The organism is Amycolatopsis sp. NPDC059021 (assembly GCF_042739895.1).
In the GTDB taxonomy this organism is placed as follows: Bacteria; Actinomycetota; Actinomycetes; order Mycobacteriales; family Pseudonocardiaceae; genus Amycolatopsis.
In genome coordinates this window covers 12,763-32,327 of record NZ_JBHYIQ010000044.1, presented here as the reverse complement: position 1 = coordinate 32,327, position 19,565 = coordinate 12,763, and the positions used below count along the sequence as shown (strand labels likewise).

22 protein-coding genes are annotated in these 19,565 nt (G+C 68.2%); 3 read left to right on the top strand and 19 right to left on the bottom strand.

What is annotated here, in order from left to right; genetic code table 11:
- Positions 1 to 214 precede the first annotated feature (214 nt).
- Positions 215 to 2,236: a protein meaA gene (locus tag ACFWX1_RS24955; protein WP_378391131.1), complete on the bottom strand. Its 2,022-nt coding sequence runs from the start codon at positions 2,234 to 2,236 to the stop codon at positions 215 to 217.
- Between the two features lie 140 nt (positions 2,237 to 2,376).
- Between ACFWX1_RS24955 and ACFWX1_RS24950 the strand changes: the two genes are divergently transcribed.
- Positions 2,377 to 3,003, top strand: coding sequence for a LysE family translocator (locus tag ACFWX1_RS24950; protein WP_378391129.1), 627 nt, complete (start codon positions 2,377 to 2,379; stop codon positions 3,001 to 3,003).
- Here ACFWX1_RS24950 and ACFWX1_RS24945 read toward each other — a convergent pair.
- From ACFWX1_RS24945 to ACFWX1_RS24935, 3 genes are read right to left on the bottom strand one after another with little or no spacing between them, the layout of a single operon-like run.
- Positions 3,000 to 4,208, bottom strand: coding sequence for an alpha/beta hydrolase family protein (locus tag ACFWX1_RS24945; RefSeq protein WP_378391127.1), 1,209 nt, complete (start codon positions 4,206 to 4,208; stop codon positions 3,000 to 3,002). The two genes, ACFWX1_RS24950 and ACFWX1_RS24945, sit on opposite strands and share 4 nt — an antisense overlap.
- Positions 4,205 to 5,026: an NmrA family NAD(P)-binding protein gene (locus tag ACFWX1_RS24940; protein ID WP_378391125.1), complete on the bottom strand. Its 822-nt coding sequence runs from the start codon at positions 5,024 to 5,026 to the stop codon at positions 4,205 to 4,207. Before ACFWX1_RS24940 ends, ACFWX1_RS24945 begins: the two co-directional genes overlap by 4 nt.
- Complete coding sequence (locus tag ACFWX1_RS24935) at positions 5,019 to 5,459, bottom strand: nuclear transport factor 2 family protein (RefSeq protein WP_378391123.1); 441 nt, start codon at positions 5,457 to 5,459, stop codon at positions 5,019 to 5,021. The genes ACFWX1_RS24940 and ACFWX1_RS24935 overlap by 8 nt, the downstream gene beginning before the upstream one ends.
- 94 nt (positions 5,460 to 5,553) lie before the next feature.
- Between ACFWX1_RS24935 and ACFWX1_RS24930 the strand changes: the two genes are divergently transcribed.
- Positions 5,554 to 6,147: a TetR/AcrR family transcriptional regulator gene (locus ACFWX1_RS24930; RefSeq protein ID WP_378391121.1), complete on the top strand. Its 594-nt coding sequence runs from the start codon at positions 5,554 to 5,556 to the stop codon at positions 6,145 to 6,147.
- 18 nt (positions 6,148 to 6,165) lie between these two features.
- On the opposite strand, the gene ACFWX1_RS24925 is transcribed toward ACFWX1_RS24930, so the two are convergent.
- Both ACFWX1_RS24925 and murA read right to left on the bottom strand, forming a co-directional pair.
- The gene (locus ACFWX1_RS24925) at positions 6,166 to 6,717 is read right to left on the bottom strand and encodes a Uma2 family endonuclease (protein WP_378391119.1); all 552 of its coding nucleotides are present in this window, start codon (positions 6,715 to 6,717) and stop codon (positions 6,166 to 6,168) included.
- 13 nt (positions 6,718 to 6,730) lie between these two features.
- Positions 6,731 to 8,005, bottom strand: a complete 1,275-nt coding sequence (gene murA / locus ACFWX1_RS24920; RefSeq protein WP_378391117.1) for a UDP-N-acetylglucosamine 1-carboxyvinyltransferase — start codon at positions 8,003 to 8,005, stop codon at positions 6,731 to 6,733.
- A gap of 62 nt (positions 8,006 to 8,067) precedes the next feature.
- Between murA and ACFWX1_RS24915 the strand changes: the two genes are divergently transcribed.
- A complete protein-coding gene (locus tag ACFWX1_RS24915) occupies positions 8,068 to 8,640 on the top strand; it encodes a cob(I)yrinic acid a,c-diamide adenosyltransferase (protein ID WP_378391115.1) in 573 nt (190 codons plus the stop codon).
- Positions 8,641 to 8,731: 91 nt separating this feature from the next.
- Here ACFWX1_RS24915 and ACFWX1_RS24910 read toward each other — a convergent pair whose 3' ends face one another.
- The 13 genes from ACFWX1_RS24910 to ACFWX1_RS24850 form a co-directional block, all read right to left on the bottom strand.
- Entirely contained in the window at positions 8,732 to 8,884 is a 153-nt protein-coding gene (locus ACFWX1_RS24910) for a hypothetical protein (protein ID WP_378391113.1), read from the bottom strand.
- 162 nt (positions 8,885 to 9,046) lie between these two features.
- Positions 9,047 to 9,481 (bottom strand): DUF2550 domain-containing protein, encoded by a 435-nt coding sequence (locus ACFWX1_RS24905; RefSeq protein ID WP_378391111.1) that lies wholly within the window; start codon positions 9,479 to 9,481, stop codon positions 9,047 to 9,049.
- Between the two features lie 21 nt (positions 9,482 to 9,502).
- Positions 9,503 to 9,868 (bottom strand): F0F1 ATP synthase subunit epsilon, encoded by a 366-nt coding sequence (locus tag ACFWX1_RS24900; RefSeq protein WP_378391109.1) that lies wholly within the window; start codon positions 9,866 to 9,868, stop codon positions 9,503 to 9,505.
- A 114-nt stretch (positions 9,869 to 9,982) separates the two neighbouring features.
- The gene (gene atpD / locus ACFWX1_RS24895; protein ID WP_378391107.1) at positions 9,983 to 11,410 is read right to left on the bottom strand and encodes a F0F1 ATP synthase subunit beta; all 1,428 of its coding nucleotides are present in this window, start codon (positions 11,408 to 11,410) and stop codon (positions 9,983 to 9,985) included.
- The gene (locus tag ACFWX1_RS24890) at positions 11,410 to 12,348 is read right to left on the bottom strand and encodes a F0F1 ATP synthase subunit gamma (RefSeq protein ID WP_378391105.1); all 939 of its coding nucleotides are present in this window, start codon (positions 12,346 to 12,348) and stop codon (positions 11,410 to 11,412) included. Before ACFWX1_RS24890 ends, atpD begins: the two co-directional genes overlap by 1 nt.
- Positions 12,349 to 12,359: 11 nt before the next feature.
- The gene (gene atpA, locus ACFWX1_RS24885; RefSeq protein ID WP_378391103.1) at positions 12,360 to 14,000 is read right to left on the bottom strand and encodes a F0F1 ATP synthase subunit alpha; all 1,641 of its coding nucleotides are present in this window, start codon (positions 13,998 to 14,000) and stop codon (positions 12,360 to 12,362) included.
- A gap of 57 nt (positions 14,001 to 14,057) precedes the next feature.
- Positions 14,058 to 14,879, bottom strand: a complete 822-nt coding sequence (locus ACFWX1_RS24880; RefSeq protein ID WP_378391101.1) for a F0F1 ATP synthase subunit delta — start codon at positions 14,877 to 14,879, stop codon at positions 14,058 to 14,060.
- Between the two features lie 6 nt (positions 14,880 to 14,885).
- Entirely contained in the window at positions 14,886 to 15,452 is a 567-nt protein-coding gene (locus ACFWX1_RS24875; RefSeq protein WP_378391100.1) for a F0F1 ATP synthase subunit B, read from the bottom strand.
- A 31-nt stretch (positions 15,453 to 15,483) separates the two neighbouring features.
- Entirely contained in the window at positions 15,484 to 15,738 is a 255-nt protein-coding gene (locus tag ACFWX1_RS24870) for an ATP F0F1 synthase subunit C (RefSeq protein WP_378391098.1), read from the bottom strand.
- 54 nt (positions 15,739 to 15,792) lie between these two features.
- The gene (atpB, locus tag ACFWX1_RS24865) at positions 15,793 to 16,587 is read right to left on the bottom strand and encodes a F0F1 ATP synthase subunit A (protein ID WP_378391096.1); all 795 of its coding nucleotides are present in this window, start codon (positions 16,585 to 16,587) and stop codon (positions 15,793 to 15,795) included.
- Positions 16,588 to 16,981: 394 nt separating this feature from the next.
- The gene (locus tag ACFWX1_RS24860) at positions 16,982 to 17,437 is read right to left on the bottom strand and encodes a hypothetical protein (protein ID WP_378391094.1); all 456 of its coding nucleotides are present in this window, start codon (positions 17,435 to 17,437) and stop codon (positions 16,982 to 16,984) included.
- A 79-nt stretch (positions 17,438 to 17,516) separates the two neighbouring features.
- Entirely contained in the window at positions 17,517 to 18,674 is a 1,158-nt protein-coding gene (locus ACFWX1_RS24855; protein ID WP_378391092.1) for a glycosyltransferase family 4 protein, read from the bottom strand.
- 77 nt (positions 18,675 to 18,751) lie between these two features.
- Positions 18,752 to 19,402 carry an L-threonylcarbamoyladenylate synthase gene (locus ACFWX1_RS24850; protein WP_378330404.1) on the bottom strand — a complete coding sequence of 217 codons (651 nt, stop codon included), beginning with the start codon at positions 19,400 to 19,402 and terminating at the stop codon, positions 18,752 to 18,754.
- Positions 19,403 to 19,565: the final 163 nt, after the last annotated feature.

Here is a 19,565-nt window from a genome sequence, read left to right as displayed (position 1 = left end):
CAGCACCTCGTTTCGATCCATTCTGGGTGAACCGAACGTAGGTGCCGCACCGGAGCAAAGCACGGCGAGCGGAATGATCACCGCCTGCCGTTACCGGAAATTGACCGTTGGAAACGGTCGGTGTCCGAGCCTTCTCATCCCGTCACATCGAACCCGGCATTTCGAAAATCAAAAACGCGATTCCCGAAATATTCGTGAGTTCTGCGCGAGCGATTCAGGCGGTGAGTCCGTGCCGCTCCCGCACAAGACTCACGATGCCGTCCATGATGTCGGTCAGCTCGTAGTCCTTCGGCGTGAACACCCGCGCGATCCCGCGTTCGAGCAGCAGCTGCTCGTCGTCCGGCGGGATGATGCCGCCGACGATCACCGGGATGTCCCCGGCGCCCGCCGCCCGCAGGCCGTCCACCACGTTCGGCACGACCTCCAGATGCGAACCGGACAGCACGGACAGCCCCACCACGTGCACGCCTTCCTGCACGGCGGCCGCGACGATCTGCTCCGGGGTGAGCCGGATGCCCTGGTAGACGACCTCGAAGCCGACGTCGCGGGCGCGGACGGCGACCTGTTCGGCACCGTTGGAATGCCCGTCCAGCCCGGGTTTCCCGACCAGGATGCGCAGGCGCTCGCCGAGTTCGGCCTCGGTGGCCCTGACCCGTTCGCGGACGCGCTCCAGCCCGGGATCGCCCGTGCCCGCGGCCGCCGAGGCGGACACCCCGGTCGGCGCCCGGTACTCGCCGAACACCTCACGCAGCGCGGCCGACCACTCGCCGGTGGTGACCCCGGCGCGCGCACAGTCCACAGTGACTTCGAACAGGTTCTCCGTGGTCTCGGCCTTTTCGCGCAGCTTCGCCAGGGACCGTTCGACGGCCGCGTTGTCGCGTTGTGTCCGCCATTCCTCGATCGCGGCGACCGCGGCCTTCTCCACCGCCGGGTCGACGGTCTCGATCGCCTTGGCCCCTTCGGCCTGCAGCGGCGAGGGCTCGGTGGTCTCGAACTTGTTGACCCCGACCAGGATCCGCTCGCCGTTCTCCATCCCGCGGCGGTACTCCGCCAGCGAGGTGACCAGCTGCGACTTCATGTAGCCGCTCTCGACCGCCGCCACCGCGCCGCCGAGGTCCTGCACGCGCGCGATCTCCTCGCGCGCGCCCGCGACGATTTCGTCCACTTTGGCCTGAATGACGTACGAACCGTCGAAGATGTCCTCGTACTCCAGCAGATCCGTCTCGAACGCGAGGACCTGCTGCATCCGCAGCGCCCACTGCTGGTCCCACGGGCGCGGCAAGCCGAGCGCCTCGTTCCAGGCCGGCAGCTGGATCGCGCGGGCCCTCGCGCCGCGCGAAAGTGACACGGCGAGCATCTCCAGCACGATGCGCTGGACGTTGTTTTCCGGCTGCGCCTCGGTCAGGCCCAGCGAGTTGACCTGGACGCCGTAGCGCAGCCGCCGAGCCTTCGGATCCGTGACGCCGTAACGGTCGCGCGTGATCTCGTCCCAGAGCGCGGTGAACGCGCGCATCTTGGACATCTCCTCGACGAACCGCACGCCGGCGTTGACGAAGAACGAGATCCGCGCGACGACCTTGGCCATGTCGCCCTCGTCGACCTGGCCGGAATCGCGGACGGCGTCGAGCACGGCGATGGCGGTGCACAGCGCGTAGGCGACCTCCTGCGTCGGCGTCGCCCCGGCCTCCTGCAGGTGATAGCTGCAGATGTTGATCGGGTTCCACTTCGGCACGTGGTGCACGGTCCACGCGATCATGTCGGTGATCAGCCGCAGGCTCGGCCCCGGCGGGAAGATGTACGTCCCGCGCGACAGGTACTCCTTGATGATGTCGTTCTGCGTGGTGCCGGTGAGCTTGGCCAGCACCTCGTCGATGTCGCGTCCTTCGGCTTCGGCCTGCTCGCGCGCCACGGAGACGTACAGCGCCAGCAGCCACATGGCGGGCGCGTTGATCGTCATCGACGTGTTGGCCTCGGCGAGCGGGATGCCGTCGAAGAGCCGCCGCATGTCGCCGATGTGCGCGACCGGGACGCCCACCTTGCCGACCTCGCCGCGGGCGAGCGGGTGGTCGGGGTCGTAGCCGGTCTGCGTCGGCAGGTCGAAGGCGACCGACAGGCCGGTCTGCCCCTTGGCGAGGTTGCGGCGGTACAGCTCGTTGGACGCGGCCGCCGAGGAGTGCCCGGCATAGGTGCGCATCACCCATGGCCGGTCCCGCTCACGATCCGTTGGATAGGGCACGGTGCACCTCCGGTGGACGATTCGCCGAGTATACCGGCCGGTAACATAGTGCACCCAGTGGAATCCGCCACGTCAGTGTGCAGGGCTGTGACGGAAATCCGCGAGACGAACCCCGCGCGCCGGGGTTAGCGTGGGCATCCGTGACGTGGAGTTCTTACGGTAGTTACCTGGTCATCGCCGTGCTGATCGTGCTCGCGCCAGGGCCGGACACGATGGTGATGCTCAAGAACGCGCTGTCCGGCGGTGCGAGGGGCGGTCTGCTCGCCACCGCGGGGATCTTCGCGGGCAACGCGGTCCAGGGCACCGCGGCGGCGCTCGGGCTCGGGGTCGTCATCGCGAAGTCGCAGCCGGTGTTCATCACGCTCAAGTGGCTCGGCGCGGCCTATCTGCTCTTCCTCGGCTTCCAGGCACTGCGCGGCGCGTGGCGCGGTGACTACACCGGCGTCACCGAGACCCAGCGCCGGAAGGCGAGCGGGTTCCGGCGCTGGCGTGAGGGATTCCTGTCCAACATCACCAACCCCAAGGTCCTGGTGCTCTACCTGTCGGTGCTGCCGCAGTTCCTCGTCCCGGGCCGCACCACCACCTGGGACGCGCTGGCGCTCGCGTACACCGTCGCGGTGCTGGGTACGGCCTGGCTGCTGGTGCTGCTGTTCTTCGTGCACCGCGTCCGCGCCTGGCTGGAGCGGCGCCGGGTCCGTCGCGCGCTCGACGGAGTCACCGGCACCGCCCTGATCGGCTTCGGCGCCGCACTCGCGGTGGAGAGTTAGAGCGTCCGGTCCAGCCAGTCGTAGATGCGGCCGGCGGCCAGCCGCATCGCCCCGGCGTGACAGTGCGCGTCGGCGCCTTCTTCCGCGGTGAAGGTCAGCAACGTCTTCGGCGCGGTCAGGTGCTCGTACAGCCGCTGCGGCTCGGGCTTGACTTCGTCGTCGCCGTTGAAGAACAAGTCCTCCGTGGCCTCGCAGACGAGCACCGGGCAGGTGATCCGCTCGGCGACGCCGTCTTCGAGCGTGTACTGGAGGTACTTGGCGACGAACTCGCGGTCGCTCGCGGCACCCATGACGTACCGGCCGTGGTCGCACGCCCAGCGCATGGTCGGGCTCGCCTCCCTCGCCGCGGCAAAGATTCCGTCGAGCTCGTCGTCCCGCTCGGCGTTGGCACGCCGCACGATCTCCGCGCGGTCCCACTTCAGGAACGTCGTCAGCAGCGAAGCCGCGTCATAAACGCCGTCGACCGCGACCACCGCGGCCAGCCGGGGCTCGAACGCCGCGGCGCGCGGCGCGAGCATGCCGCCGAGGCTCACCCCGAGCAGCGCGATCTTTTCCTGGTCGACACCGGGAACATCGGCCAGGAAGTCGAGGACGGGACCGACGACGTTCTCCCAGTCCGGCCGGAAGACCAGCCCGCGCCGGATCGCGCTCGGCTGCCCAGGGCCGTCGAAGGTCAGCACGTGGTAGCCGCGTTCGACACCGGCGAGCGCGCCGAAGTAGTGCAATTCCTCGGCGCTGCCGTCGAACCCGTTGTGCATCACCAGCGTCGGCTTCGGGCCGTCGCCGGGCGCGCGATAGAAGTAGCCGTGCAGAACCGTGTCCTCGTAAGGGATTTCGACCGGTTCGATGGCAGGGCCGAACAGTTCCACCGCGCGGTGGAAGGACTCCGAGCTGCGGTCGTACGAGTGGTTGATCCGCGGGTCGGCCGGGTTGCCGTGCAGGAAGAATCCCGCCGAGAAGTAGTACGTCGAGGCGCGCATCAGGAGGTCCCGCTCGGTCACCGGGCGCGCGGACCTGGCTTCCTCGGCGAGCCGGTCGGCCGTCGCCAGGTAGGCGTCGTGCCAGCTGTCGTAGTCACCCGGCTTGATCCGGGACGCCGCGGCGAGTACTTCGCCGAAGTCCGCACCGCCGTACGAGGCGTGGCTGAACAGGCGCACGGTCTCGAACCAGAACTGGGCGTCGTCTTCGAACATGATCTGCTTCATCGGATCTCCTCTTTCACAAAGGTGCGGAACGAACGGGCCGGGTTTCCGGTGACTCGCTCGACGGTCGGGGTGACGCGGTCTTCGGCGCCGCGGCGGATGTCCTCGTCCAGCGCGGCGAGCATCGCGGCGTATTCGGCGGGCAGGCCGTCGTTCGTCAGCCGCTCGGCGAATTCGGTTGTGCCGACAGCGCGATGGCGCACGGGACGCCCGGTGTGGCGGGCGATGATCCCGGCGGTTTCGGCGTAGCTCAACGCCTCCGGGCCGGTGATGACGTGATCGGTGTTGTGCGGTTCGTCGTCGGTCAGCGCGCGAACCGCGACGGCCGCGATGTCGGTGGCGTCGACGAAGGCGACCCGGCCGTCCCCGGTCGCCGTGACGATCTCGCCGTCCCGGACGCCCTGAGCCACCAGATGTTCGCCAGTGAAGTTCTGCATGAACCAGGACGGGCGGAGCACCGCCCACTCCGGCATTTCCGTGCGCACCAGGCGTTGCAGCGCACCGAGCCCCGGAGTGTCCTCGGTGACCGCGGACGAGCTGAGCAGGACGATCCGGCGAGCACCGGCGGCCCGCGTCTCGGCCACGAACGGCTCGACCAGCGGCAGCGGATCGGCCGACCCGATCGGCGCGACGAGGTACACCGCGCGGACGTCGCGGACCGCGTCGGCGTACGTGGTGCGATCGGCCCAGTCGAACCGGATCTGGCCGGGCTCGACGGGTTTCCGCGTAGCCGCACGGGTTTTCACGCCGCGCTCATGCAGCCCCGCGAGCACGCGGCTGCCGGTGGTCCCGGTGGCGCCGAGGACGAGGACGTCAGGCATCGCTTCCGCCGCTCGCGAACGCCGCCATCAGCTCGTCGGTGCCACCCAGCGCCTCAGCGGCCGCGAGCGGGCTCCAGTAGTCGCGGTAGTGCCGGATTTCGTTGTCCCGCACGGTGACGACCGCGATGTAGCTCAGCCGGTACGGCCGCCCGGTGCGGACCGCGACGCCGTCGACCGCGAACTCGGCGATCACCACGTCCGGGTCAGTGGTTTCGTGGACCTGCTGCCTGGTGATCGCGCGGATGTCGACGATGGCCGGGTAGTCGCGCAGGTACTCGTGGATCGCGGCACGGCCGTCGAGGCGGCTCGGATAGCCCGGCTGCGCGAACGGGAACTCCAGCACGCCGTCCTCGGCCCACAGCCCGGCGAACGCGGACATGTTCTTGGCGAGCAGCAGGTTCAGCGCGTACTCGACCAGCTCACGAGGTCGCATGGAATCTCCTTCGACGTTTGGACGATACGGACCCGTCCCGACGTCGAACATACACGGGACGGTACCGTCTCGTCCACCCGCTAGACTGAGTCGCATGAGCACTCGCAAGCCCACTGGCGCCGCCGTCCTGCAGCCGGAAGTCACCCAGGCCATCACGGAGGCAGTGCTCGACGAACTCGCCGAACAGGGCTTTGGACGACTGTCGATGGAAGCCGTGGCGAAGCGCGCCGGCGTCGGCAAGAGCGCGTTGTACCGGCGCTGGCCGTCGAAGCACGACATGATCAGCGCGGTGGTGTCGGAATTCAGCGTGACGCGCGCGGAGGTCGAGGACACCGGCTCACTGCGGGGCGACCTGATGCTGACGCTGAAAGCGCTTCAGGAGTGGATCACCCACCCGCGGTTCTCACGCATCCTGCCCGATCTGGTCGCCGAGGGCGCCCGGCACCCGGGGCAGGCGGAGGTCATGCGCACCTCCATCGCCATCCCCCGGCGGGAACGCGGCGAAGACATGCTGCGCCGGGCAATCGCCCGCGGGGAACTACCCGAGGACACCGACCTGGAGATGGCACTGGACCTGCTGGCCGCGCCGATGTACTGGCGGCTGGTGGTCCGTCAGGCCCCGCCCGGCCCGGACTACCTGGACCGCCTCGCCGACCTGATGCTCCGCGCACTGGGCGCGAAGGTCTGACCCGGTTTCAACGCGGTCTCAGAGCAGTTCGGCCAGGTCGAGGGCGAAATCGAACGGCTCGGAAACCTCGAGCTTCCGCTTGTGGAGTCCCGCCGAAGCGTAGGCCCTGGTCGTCGGATCGAGCTGGTAGCAGAACACCGTCAGCCCGCGAACATCGTCCGTCTCGTTCTCGACTCGCCAGAAGTACGGAATCCTGGCGGCCGCGTACTCGGCCGGTTTGTCGGTCTGGTCGGCCGTAACCGAACCAGGCGACATCACCTCGACGACGAGCCTGCAGTGCTCCGGGCGGAGCACCGCGTCAGCGTCCAGGGACGACTCGTAAATCACCAGATCGGGGCGCCGATTGAGCAGGGGCACATCACGGAGCCGGAGATCGACGTCGAACTCGACGGCGAGCTCCGGCCCGCAAGCCGCTTCCAGCGCGTAGGAAAGACGGCGGATAATCTTCTGGTGGGGGCGGCGCGGAGCCGGATTGACGCCCACCGCGCCGTCCACGACCTCGATATCTCGGCAGACTTCCTCAGGCAACGCCTCGTAAGCCGCTGCGGTCAGTCCCTCCGGGCCGAGCATGACGTCAGAGAGGCTACGAGCGCTCGGGTTCGCTGCCTACGCGCTCGACGCGGGCGCCGAGGCGGTTGAGGTTCTCCACGAAGTACGGGTACCCGCGGTCGATGTGGAAGACGTCCCAGACCTCGGTGACGCCGTCCGCGCACAGCCCGGCCAGCACCAGCCCGGCGCCCGCGCGGATGTCCGAGGCCCATACCGGCGCGCTGGAGAGCCGCTCGACGCCGCGGACGACGGCGTGGTGGCCGTCGGTGCGGGCGTCGCCGGAGAGCCGGATCATCTCCTCGATGAAGCGGAACCGCGCCTCGTAGACGTTCTCGGTGATCATCGACGTGCCTTCGGACACCGCCGAGAGCGCCACCGCGAACGGCTGCAGGTCGGTCGCGAAGCCCGGGTAGGGCAGCGTCACCCAGTCGACGGCCTTCGGGCGTTCGGGCTGGACGACGCGGAAACCCTTGTCGTCGAACGTGGTGACCTCGGCGCCGGCGAGCCGCAGCTTGTCCAGCACGAGGTCGAGGTGATGCGGGTTGACCCCGCGCACGGTCAGGTCACCCCGGGTCATCGAGGCGGCGAACGCCCAGGTGGCGCCGACGATCCGGTCACCGATCACGCGGTGTTCGGTCGGGTGCAGCTTCTCGACGCCGTGCACGGTGAGTGTCGACGTGCCCGCGCCCTCGATCTTCGCGCCCATCTCGGTGAGCATCGTGCAGATGTCGGCGATCTCGGGCTCGCGCGCGGCGTTGTCGATGATCGTGGTGCCCTCGGCGAGCACGGCCGCCATGAGGATGTTCTCGGTGGCGCCGACGCTCGGGAAGTCCAGCCAGATCTGCGCGCCGTACAGGTTGTCGGCCTTCGCGACGACGCAGCCGTGTTCGATCGTGCTGGTGGCGCCCAGCTTGCGCAGGCCGCTCTGGTGCATGTCCAGCGGGCGCGAGCCGATCGCGTCGCCGCCCGGCAGCGCGACGACCGCCTGCTTGAGCCGTCCGACCAGCGGGCCGAGCACGCAGACCGACGCGCGCAGCTTGCCCATCGCCGACGAGTCCGCGCGGTGCGAAAGCTCGGCCGGGGTGGTGATTTTCGCCGTGTCGCCGTCGATGACGACCTCACAGCCGACACTGCGCAGGACATCGCCCATCAGCGGGACGTCCAGGATCTGCGGACAGTTCGTGATCGTGGTGGTGCCCTCGGCCAGCAGGGCCGCCGCCATCAGCTTGAGGACGCTGTTCTTGGCGCCGACGACGTCGACCTCGCCGACCAGCCGGGCTCCACCATGCACGTCGAAGTGCTCGCTCATGGCCGCCAATCATGCCCTCTCGCCCGCTTTTGACTTACGCGGGGCCGGGTAGAGTCGGCTCCATGGTCGTTCGCATCAACCGCGTCTACACGAAGGTCGGCGACAACGGCACGACGGCGCTGGGAGACGGCTCACGCGTTCCCAAGACGTCCGCGCGGCTGGGCGCCTACGCCGACACGGACGAGGCGAACTCCGTCATCGGGCTCGCGATCGCGCTCGGTGGGCTGTCGCCGGAAATCGGCGACGTGCTGCGTGCGGTACAGAACGATCTCTTCGACGTCGGCGCGGATCTGTGTATGCCGATCCAGGAGAATCCGCCGTACGAACCGTTGCGGATCACCGAGAAGTACCTCGAACGCCTCGAAGGCTGGTGCGACGAGTTCAACGAGCGCCTGCCGAAGCTGACGTCGTTCATCCTGCCCGGCGGCACCCCCGGCGCGGCCTTCCTGCACCAGGCCCGGACGGTCTCCCGCCGCGCCGAACGCTCCGCCTGGGCACTCCTGGAAGCCGAGCCGGACACGACGAACCCGATCGCCGCGAAGTACCTGAACCGCCTGTCGGACCTGCTGTTCATCCTCGCCCGCCTCGCCAACCCGGACGGCGATGTCCTCTGGCAACCCGGCGGCGCCCCCTGATCACGCGAGTCGTCCATCCAGGTACGCGAGTTCGCCATCCAGGTACGCGAGCCGACCGTTCAGGTACGTGAGTTCGCCGGAACGGTACGGCTCAGCCCTGTTCCTGCGCCGCCCAGTAACGCTCGAGGTCGACGTCCGGAGTCGAGTCCTGGCCCGGCTCCACGGCCTTCGTGGTGATGATGTCCTCAAGACGGACCGGTTCGGGAAGCTTCGCCCAGCCCTGCTGACGCTCGTTGTCTTCCATACTCCGAGAGTAGCTCCGGGCGCGACGACGTGGCTCGGCGAAAATGCCGCCAGCAACGGTCGGCTCGCGTGCGCAGAGGGACGACTCGCGTACCGGAATGGTCGGCTCGCGTACCCAGACGGACGACACGCGTACCTGGAGGGACGACACGACGCCGGGGAGTCAGGAGGCGCGGGGGAGGCGGCGGCCGGGAGGGGCCGATTCGAGCCAGGAGAGGAAGCCGGTCAGTGCGCCGGGGCCCATGGCGATCTCGATGGCTTCCTGGGTCGAGGATTCGCAGCGCAGGACGGTGGAGCCGTCGGGGACGGCGTAGGCCTCGGTGCCGGAGGGATCGCGACGGTCGGCGATCTGCATGCTTTCCCGCTGGAAGACCCGGTCTGGACCAGTACGGAGGCTCCAGACGCGGAACCAGACGAACTCGTCACCCTCGTAGCGGCCGAGCCCGAGATGCCAGCTGGACCGCTCGTTGTCCGGACGCCACCGCAGCGCGACGCTCACGCCACCGCCGCGGCGCATCCGGACCCATCGCCACCCGTACCAGGCGACGAGAACCACGAGCACGATCAGGAGCCCCAGCACCAGCAAGGTGATTTCCACGGCGCGGCCCCTGTCGCTCGATCAGACCGATTGACCGGCCGCGCGCAGCTGGGCCGATGCCCTCGCCCGCTCTGTCTCGTCCTCGGCGGTCAGCGCCGCCTTCGCGGCATTGACGTCGATCTCGTCGGAAAGCTCGGCGCTCTCGGCGAGGATGCTGACCCCGGTGGCGGTGACCGAGAGGAAACCGCCGTGGACCGCGGCGCAGACCGTTTCGCCGTCCGTTGTCGTCACTTTCACGACGCCACCCTCGACCAGCTGGCCGAGCACGGGCTCGTGACCAGGCATGACGCCGATCTCGCCCTCGGTGGTCTGGGCCACCACGAAAGTGGCGGTACCCGACCAGAGACGGCGCTCGACGGCCACCAGCTCGACGGACATCTCAGCCACGTAGGACTCCTTCAGTTCGGGCGTTACCACCGAGTGTAATAGCAAAAGCTCCGGTTATGAGACGGGCGGGGTCTTCAGTCCACAATGGACATCGACCCCGCCCGTCAGCGGGAATCACTTCTTGGTGATTTCCTTGTACTTCTTCTCCAGGTCCTCCAGACCACCGATACCCAGGAACGCCTGCTCCGGGTAGTGGTCGAAGTCACCCTTGGTGATGCGGTCGAACGACTCGATGGTCTCGGCCAGCGGCACCGTCGAACCCGGGATCTGCGTGAACGCCTCGGCGACCAGCATGTTCTGCGACAGGAACCGCTCGATGCGGCGCGCGCGCTGAACGGTCAGCTTGTCCTCTTCCGAGAGCTCGTCCATCCCGAGGATCGCGATGATGTCCTGCAGCTCCTTGTACTTCTGCAGGATCCGGATGACCTCGGAGGCCACGCGGTAGTGGTCCTCACCGACGATGGCCGGGTCGAGAATGGTCGACGTCGACGCCAGCGGGTCCACCGCCGGGAAGATGCCCTTCTGGAACACGCCACGCGAAAGCTCCGTGGTGGCGTCCAGGTGGGCGAACGTCGTCGCCGGGGCCGGGTCGGTGTAGTCGTCCGCGGGGACGTAGATCGCCTGCATCGAGGTGATCGACCGGCCACGGGTCGAGGTGATCCGCTCCTGCAGCTGCCCCATCTCGTCGGCCAGCGTCGGCTGGTAACCCACGGCCGAAGGCATACGGCCCAGCAGGGTCGAGACCTCGGAACCGGCCTGGGTGAACCGGAAGATGTTGTCGATGAACAGCAGCACGTCCTGGTTCTGGACGTCGCGGAAGTACTCCGCCATGGTCAGTGCCGACAGCGCGACGCGCATACGCGTGCCCGGCGGCTCGTCCATCTGCCCGAACACGAGCGCGGTGTCGTTGATGACGCCGTCCTCGGACATCTCCAGGAAGAGGTCGTTGCCCTCACGGGTGCGCTCACCGACCCCGGCGAACACCGACGTACCACCGAAGTTCCGGGCGACACGGGTGATCATCTCCTTGATGAGCACCGTCTTGCCGACGCCGGCACCGCCGAACAGGCCGATCTTGCCGCCCTCGACGTACGGGGTCAGCAGGTCGACGACCTTGAGGCCGGTCTCCAGCATCTTCGTCTTGCCCTCGAGCTGGTCGAAGGAAGGCGGGTTGCGGTGGATGCCCCAGCGCTCGAGGTCATCGCCGTAGCCGGGCTCGTCGAGGCACTCGCCGAGCGCGTTGTAGACGTGGCCCTTGACCTTGTCGCCCACCGGGACGGTGATCGGCTTGCCGGTGTCGGTGACCTCGGCGCCGCGGACCAGACCGTCCTGCGGCTGCAGGGAGATCGTGCGGACGAGGTTGTCACCGAGGTGGCTGGCGACCTCGAGGGTCACCGTCTTGCGCAGCTGCTCGAACTCGATGTCGACCTTGAGCGCGTTGAACTGCTCGGGAACGGAACCGCGCGGGAACTCGACGTCAACGACCGGCCCGGTCACCGACACGATGCGCCCCTTGGCGCGCGGGGTTTCAGTACTGGTCATCAGTCATCACTTCCTGCTGCGGTCAGCGCGTTCGCGCCACCAACGATTTCGGAGATCTCCTGGGTGATCTGGGCCTGACGCGCCTGGTTCGCCTCCCGCGTCAGCGTGTTCACCAGTTCGTTCGCGTTGTCCGACGCGGCCTTCATCGCCGTCCGCCGCGCGGCCAGCTCGGACGCGGCCGATTCCAGCAACGCCGCGAAGATCCGCGTGTTGATGTACTTCGGCAGCAACGCGGCCAGCAGCTTGTCGGCGCTCGGCTCGAACTCGTAGCTCGGGAGCAGCCCGGCGGGCTTCTCCTCTTCGCCGTCGGAGTACTCGACCTCCAGCGGGGCGACCCGCTTGGCGACCGGCTTCTGCGTCAGCATCGAAACGAACTCGGTGTAGACCACGTGGATCTCGTCGACCCCGGCGATGCCGTCGGAGTTGCCCGTCGCGTCGTCCGCTCCGGCGAGGAACGACTCGACCAGCGTCTCCCCGGCCTCCGCCGCGCTGGCGTAGCCGGGCTGGTCGGAGAAGCCCGTCCAGCTGTCGGTCACCTGGCGGCCGCGGAACCGGTAGTAGTTCAGGCCCTTGCTGCCGGTCACGTAGACCTGGGCTTCCTTGCCCTCTTCACGCAGCAGCGACAGCAGTTCCTCGGTGGCACGCAGCACGTTGGCGTTGTAACCACCGCACTGGCCCTTGTCACTGGTCACCACGAGCACCGCGGCGCGCTTCGGGTTCGGCCGCTCGACGAGGAGCGGGTGGTCCAGGTTCGCCGCCGCACCGGCCAGCGCCGAGAGCACCTTGGTGATCTCGTCCGCGTACGGCCGGGAAGCGGCGACCTTCGCCCGCGCCTTGGTGATGCGCGCGGTGGCGATGAGCTCCATCGCCTTGGTGATCTTGCCGATCGACTTGGTCGCCTTGATGCGCGACCGAAGTTCCCGGAGTTGTGCGGCCATGAGCTACCCGCTTACTTCTTCGGAGCGGGCTTGTTGACCTTGACGGTCTCGTGCCCGACCTTGTCGGCGTCCATCGCGTCGGCGTCCGCCTCGACCAGGTTCTTGCCCTCGGAGGTGGTGAACTCCTTCTTGAACTCGTTCACCGCGTTGATCAGACCCTCGCGGGCCTCGTCCGAGAACTTGCCCGTGTCGCGGATCGAGCCGAGGACGTCGGCGTGCTTGCGGCGGGCCGAGTCGAGGAACTCGTGGTTGAACCGGCGGACGTCCTCGGTGGGCACCGAGTCGAAGTGCCCGTTCGTGCCGAGGTACACCGTGGCGACCTGCTCCTCGACCGGGATCGGCGAGTACTGCGGCTGCTTGAGCACCTCGTACAGCCGGACACCGCGCTCGAGCTGCGCCTTCGACGCGTCGTCGAGGTCCGAGGCGAAGGCGGCGAACGCCTCCAGCTCGCGGTACTGCGACAGGTCGATACGCAGCGAACCCGAGACGTCCTTCAGCGCCTTGACCTGCGCGGCGCCACCCACGCGGGAAACCGAGATACCCACGTCGATGGCCGGGCGCTGACCGGCGTTGAACAGGTCCGACTGGAAGAAGCACTGGCCGTCGGTGATCGAGATGACGTTGGTCGGGATGTAGGCCGACACGTCGTTCGCCTTGGTCTCGATGATCGGCAGCCCGGTCAGCGAGCCGGCGCCCAGCTCGTCCGACAGCTTCGCGCAGCGCTCCAGCAGACGGGAGTGCAAGTAGAAGACGTCGCCGGGGAACGCCTCGCGGCCCGGCGGGCGGCGCAGCAGCAGCGAGATCGCGCGGTAGGCGTCGGCCTGCTTGGTCAGGTCGTCGAACACGATGAGGACGTGCTTGCCCTCGTACATCCAGTGCTGGCCGATGGCCGAGCCGGTGTAGGGCGCGATCCACTTGAAGCCCGCGGAGTCCGAGGCCGGGGCGGCGACGATGGTGGTGTACTCCATCGCGCCCGCGTCCTCGAGGGACTTCTTCACCGAGGCGATCGTGGAGCCCTTTTGGCCGACCGCGACGTAGATGCAGCGAACCTGCTTCTTCGGGTCGCCGGTCTCCCAGTTGGCCTTCTGGTTGATGATCGTGTCCACCGCGACCGCGGTCTTGCCGGTCTTGCGGTCACCGATGATCAGCTGGCGCTGGCCGCGCCCGATCGGGGTCATCGCGTCGATCGCGGTGATCCCGGTCTGCATCGGCTCGGACACCGGCTGGCGCTCGACCACCGAGGCGGCCTTGACCTCCAGCGGACGGCGGCCGGTGGTCTCGACCTCGCCGAGACCGTCGATCGGCTGGCCGAGCGGGTTCACGACGCGGCCGAGGTAGCCGTCGCCGACCGGCACGGACAGGACCTGCCCGGTGCGCTTGACCTGCTGGCCCTCTTCGACGCTTTCGAAGTCACCGAGGATCGCGGCACCGATCTCGCGCGCGTCCAGGTTCAGCGCGACGCCGAGGACGCCGCCCGGGAACTCCAGCAGCTCGTTGGCCATGGCCGAGGGCAGGCCCTCGACGTGGGCGATACCGTCACCGGCGTCGACCACGACGCCAACTTCTTCCCGGCTCACGTCCGGGGCGTAACTCGAGACGTAGTTCTCGATCGCGCTACGGATCTCATCCGAGGAGATCGTCAGCTCGGCCATGTCTTTCCCGCTCTCGCTTCGTTCTTGCCAGTGTGCAAAGTCTTGTGTGACGCCGGATCAGGCCCGTGCGAGGCGCCGGCGCAGCGAGGCCAGCTGGCCCGCGGTGCTGCCGTCGATGACCTCGTCGCCGACTCGGACGACGAGACCGCCGCCGAGGGCCGGGTTCACTTCGACGTGCAACGCGATCGGCCGCCCGTAGAGGTCGTCGAGCTTCGTGCCCAGCTGGGCGGTCTGCTCGGCCGAAAGCGCGTTCGCGCTGGTCACGTACGCGACCGAGCGCTCACGGCGTTCCGCGGCCAGTTTGACCAGCTTGTCGAGCCCGATGCCGACCCCGCGCCCCTTGGCACGGCGGACGACCTGCTCGACCAGGGTCTCCACGACCGGGTCGACCTTTCCGGAGAACAGCCCGCGCACCAGGGTCCGCTTGGCTTCGGCGGGACCGGCCAGATCCGACAGCGCGGCCTCCAGCTCCGGGGAGCCGGCGACGATGCGCGAGACCTGGAACAGCTGGGACTCGACGGTGTCGACGTTCCCGGCCTTCTCCGCGGCGGTCAGCAGCGCCGAGTGGCCGAGCGATTCGAGCCCGTCGACCAGCTGACGGGGGCTGGACCAGCGGCTGCCTGCCACAACGTCGAGCACCTTCAGCGCCGGTTCGCCCAGCTTGCCGTCGAACAGCCTGCGCACCAGCCCGGTGCGGGCCTCGGGCGCGGCCGAGGCGTCACTCACCGCCCGGCGCAGGCCGATCTCGGTGTCCAGCAGATCGACGACCGAAAGCAGCTCTTCGCCGACAGTGGCGGACACGGCCGCGTCGGTCAGAACCTCGCCGAGGCGTTCCTCGGCGAGGCCGAGCGCTTCACGGCTCGCAGCATGCAGCGTCATCCTGGTCTACTTTCCCGCTCCGATAGAGGCACCGTTGGCACTTGAGGTCTCCAATTCCGCGAGGAACCGGTCGACGGTGCCGCGACGGCGCGCCTCGTCCTCGAGCGACTCGCCGACGATGCGGCTGGCCAGCTCGACGGCGTTACGGCCCATGTCGGCCCGCAGCTCGGCGACGATCTGCGCCTTCTGGGCCTGCAGCTGAGCCTGCCCGGCAGCGACGATGCGCTGGGACTCGGCCTCCGCCTCGGCACGCAGCTCCGCCTTGATCTGCTCGGCTTCGAGCCGCGCGTCGTCACGGATCTTCGCGGCCTCGGACCGGGCCTCGGCCAGCTGCGCCCGGTACTGCGCGAGCGCCTCTTCGGCCTCGGCCTGGGCCTTCTCCGCCTTCTCGATGCCGCCCTCGATCTTCTGCGCACGTTCCTCGTAAGCCGCTTCGAAACGGGGCACGACGTACTTCTTCATGACCCACAGCAGCAGGAGGAAGGCGACGAAACCGAGGATGAGCTCGGGAATGTGCGGGACGACCGGGTTCGGCGCTTCGCTCGAGGCGAGCACCCATTCAGTCTTCAGCACAACGTCTCCTTAAAGCGATGAGCGAATCGACTCAGGCGTTGGAGGCGATGAAGTAGACGACGATACCGATCAGCGCCAGCACCTCGGTCAGAACGAAGGTGGAGTAGCCGATGGTCTGCAGCTTGCCCTGTGCCTCCGGCTGACGGGCGGTGCCGTTGATGACGGCGGCGAAGATCAGGCCGACACCGATACCGGGGCCGATGGCGCCGAGGCCGTAACCAATGGCGGCGAGGCCCGGGTTGATGTTGCCGGCGGCCTGGGCGAGAACCTCAGTGGTCACTTGCATTTCCCTTCAAACTCGGTCCGCGCGACTCACGCGGATCGGGGGCTTCTGGTTTTCTCAGTGCTCCGACGCCAGCGCGGCGCCGATGTAGTTCGCGGTCAAAGTCGCGAAGATGTAGGCCTGCAGCACCTGGATGAACGCCTCGAGGAACGTCATCAGGATGGCGAAGATGAAGGCGAACGCGGAAACCGGCTTCAGCCCGCCGCTCGCCTCCGTCAGCAGGAAGCTGCCGCCGAGCGTGAACACCATGATGATGAGGTGTCCCGCGAACATGGCGGCGAAGACTCGGATGGCGAGCGTGATCGGGTTCAGGAAGAACTTCTCGGCGAACTCGATGATCGCGAACAGCGGCAGCACGAAGCCCGGCACACCCGGCGGGGCGAGTTCCTTCTTGAGGTAGCCCTTGAAGCCGTGGCGCTTGAAACCGACGTAGTGGTAGACCGGGTAGACCACCAGGACCGACAACGCGATCGGGAAGCCGATCCTCGCCATCGTCGGGAACTGGAGAACGGGGATGATCCCGTAGATGTTGTTCACCAGGACGAAGATGAACAGCGTGAAGATGAGCGGGACGAACTTCTGGAAGTCCTTGGACCCGATCTGCTCGCGGGCGATGTTGTTGCGGCCGAAGTTGTAGATCCCCTCGGCGAGGAACTGGCCCTTGCCCGGCACCGTCTTGAGATTGCGCGTCGCCAGGAGGAAGAAGGCCCCGATGATCACGATCGACAACACGACCATCAGCATCGGCTTGGTGATGCCCCAATAGCCCGAGCCGATCAGGGCAGGCAAGTTGAAGTCCTTGACGCCGGGGGGCTCGAATGTCGCACCCTCGGCCAGTACCAGCGCGCCCACTGGGCTCCTTCCGGTTCTCCCGGCCGGCGTTCACTCCGCCGGGGGAATCGTCACGATCTGGACTTAACGTACCCGACACGTATCGAGACGTTAGAGGCGGCTACCCCACTGTGTGGTGAACGTGCTCTCACGCTACGCACACACCGGAATTCCAGGTGAACGCTCCGCAAACGGGTACCTACCAGCGGAGACGGAACGAGCCATACGGTCGCCACGCTGCTGATCGCGGTTCGTCTGAGGAGGCGTGCGACGCTGGGTCGCCGCCTATGACGCGGACCTTATCAGCCGGTCAGGAAGTGCCGTACAGGCGTACTCCTAACCGGTTCCGATCCAGCCGATCGGCCGAGGACCTAGGTCCCGAACCACCCAGGACCCAGGTCCCGGCAGGCCGGACTCAGGCCGGGATGATGGTCGGGATCTTGGTCTTGCGGTAGGCGCTGAACTCCACCGCGGCGGCCACGACGACGGCCACGATCATGGTGATCCCGAGCGACAGCGGGTGCAACGCCGACACTCCACGAAGGAGCGACATCGCTCCGAAAAGGACAGCCACCTTGATGACGTAGCCGCCGAGCGCGGTCACCATCACGAACATCGGGTCGAGGCCCGCGCTGAACCGCATCATGCCGAGCGTCGCCAGCGCGGACAGGAACGCGAGCACACCGCCGACCAGCGACCCGAGCAGACCGGGAACGCCGTTCAGGATCGTGAACAGCACGATGCACGCGACGATGACGGGCGGGACGAACGTCAAGGAGGCCTTGGTCATCGCGCTGGCGGCCTGCAGCACCACCTTGGCGTGCGGGTTCTCCTGCTCGGTCTTCTCGGTCGCGTTCTCGGTCTCGCTCACCACACGGCTCCCTGGTCGGTTCGACACGCCAGTGTAATGCCGCACGTCACCGGGGTCCCTGGCGCGTGCGACGAGGCACTCACGTGGAGTGCTGGTTGCGCGATTTGAGCCGGGGCACGATCGACACCAGCGCCGCGAGCACCAGGCCGAAGCCGACGATCCAGAACACCGCCGCGCTGTTGAACAACGTCACCGAAACCGCGCCGAACGCGAGGATCCCCGCCCACAGGTAGATGAGCAGCACGGCCCGGCGCTGCGAATGCCCGATTTCGAGCAGGCGGTGGTGCAGATGCATCTTGTCCGCGGCGAACGGGCTCTCGCCGCGGCGGGTGCGGCGGATGACGGCCATGATCAGGTCCAGCAGCGGCACGAAGAGCACCGCGGCCACCACGAGCAGCGGGGAGAGCAACGCGAGCGCGTCGGAGCCGGAGAACTGCGTGTAGGACACCCGGCCGGACGCCGAGGTCGTCGCGCCCGCGAGCATCAGGCCGATCATCATCGACCCGGAGTCGCCCATGAAGATCTTCGCGGGCTGGAAGTTGTAGGGCAGGAACCCCAGACAGGCCCCGGCGAGCGTGGCCGCGATGAGCGCGGGCGGGTACGCGCCGACGTCGCCCCCGGAGGAGTCAAGCAGGCCGAGCGAGAACGCGCAGGTCGCCGTCGCGGCGATGAAGCCGAGGCCGCCCGCGAGCCCGTCGAGGCCGTCGACGAAGTTCATCGCGTTGACCATGACCACGACCAGCACGACGGTCAGCAGCGCGCCCTGGTTCTTGTCCAGCACGAGCACCGAGCCGAACGAGTCCCCGCTGCCACCCCACGGCACCCAGAACGACACCCACTGCACGCCGAACAGGACCAGGATCCCGGCGCACATGACCTGGCCGGCGAGCTTCGTCCAGGCGTCGAGCTCGAACCGGTCGTCCAGCGCGCCGATGAGCGAGATGACCCCGGCGCCGAGCAGCACGCCGACGGAGTCGAAGGAGAAGCCGAAGCTGCGCGACAGCGCGGGCAGATGGCTCGCGAGCCCCATCGCGGCGGCGATCCCCAGGTAGATGCCGACGCCGCCCATGCGCGGGATCGGCGCGACGTGCACGTCGCGGGCACGCGGGTTGGCGATCGCGCCGATCTTGATGGCGAACCGGCGCACAAGACCGGTGAGCAGGAACGTCACAGCCGTCGCGGTCAGCGCGACGAGGATGTACTCCCGGATCGGGAGAAGGCCTTGAACGGGCGGCACTAGCGCGTCACGTCCGCACGGGTCGCAGTCACGGCGGACACGCTACCGCGCCCGCCGCCGGGACCGGAGAAAGGGCTTCACACCAGCGTTTCCGCGGGCACCCCGAGCACTTCGGCGACCGCCGCCGTGCTCACCGCGCCCTCACGGAGGATCACCGGGTCGCTGCCGGTCAGATCGACCATCGTGGACGGCACCGGCTCACCGCTCGACCCGCCGTCCAGGTAGACCGCGACCGACTCGCCGAGCTGTTCCTGCGCCTCCTGCGCGGTGGACGCGGGCGGGCGGCCGGAGACGTTCGCGCTCGACACGGCCATCGGGCCGACGTCGCGCAGCAGCTCCAGCGCCACCGGGTGCAGCGGCATCCGGAGCATGACCGTGCCGCGCGACTGGCCGAGATCCCAGCGCAGGCTCGGCGCGTGCGGGAGCACAATGGACAGATCGCCCGGCCAGAACGCCTCGATCAGCGCCCGCGCCTGCGGCGGCACCCCGAGCACCAGGCCGTCCACTGTGGACCACGAGCCGACGAGCACGCCGACCGGCATGTCCGGGCCGCGGTTCTTGGCCCGCAGCAGCGCCTGGACCGCCCCGGTGTCGAAGGCGTCCGCGCCGATGCCGTAGACCGTGTCGGTGGGCATGACGACCAGCCGGCTCGAACGCACCGCGCCCGCCGCCGCCGCCAGCCCGTCGGCCCGCGAATCCCGCTTGCTGCAGTCGTACACCGCACTCATGCCGCCAAGACTAGCCCTGCGGTGGTGAGCCGCTGCTGAAGGGGACTTTCGTCGCGCCGCATGCGCTGAAGGGGTACTTACGCGCCTCCCCATAGAGGCAACTACACCTCAACACACATCCCGCCCCCGGGCCTGAACCCACCGCCCCCCACGCTGTGGGAGC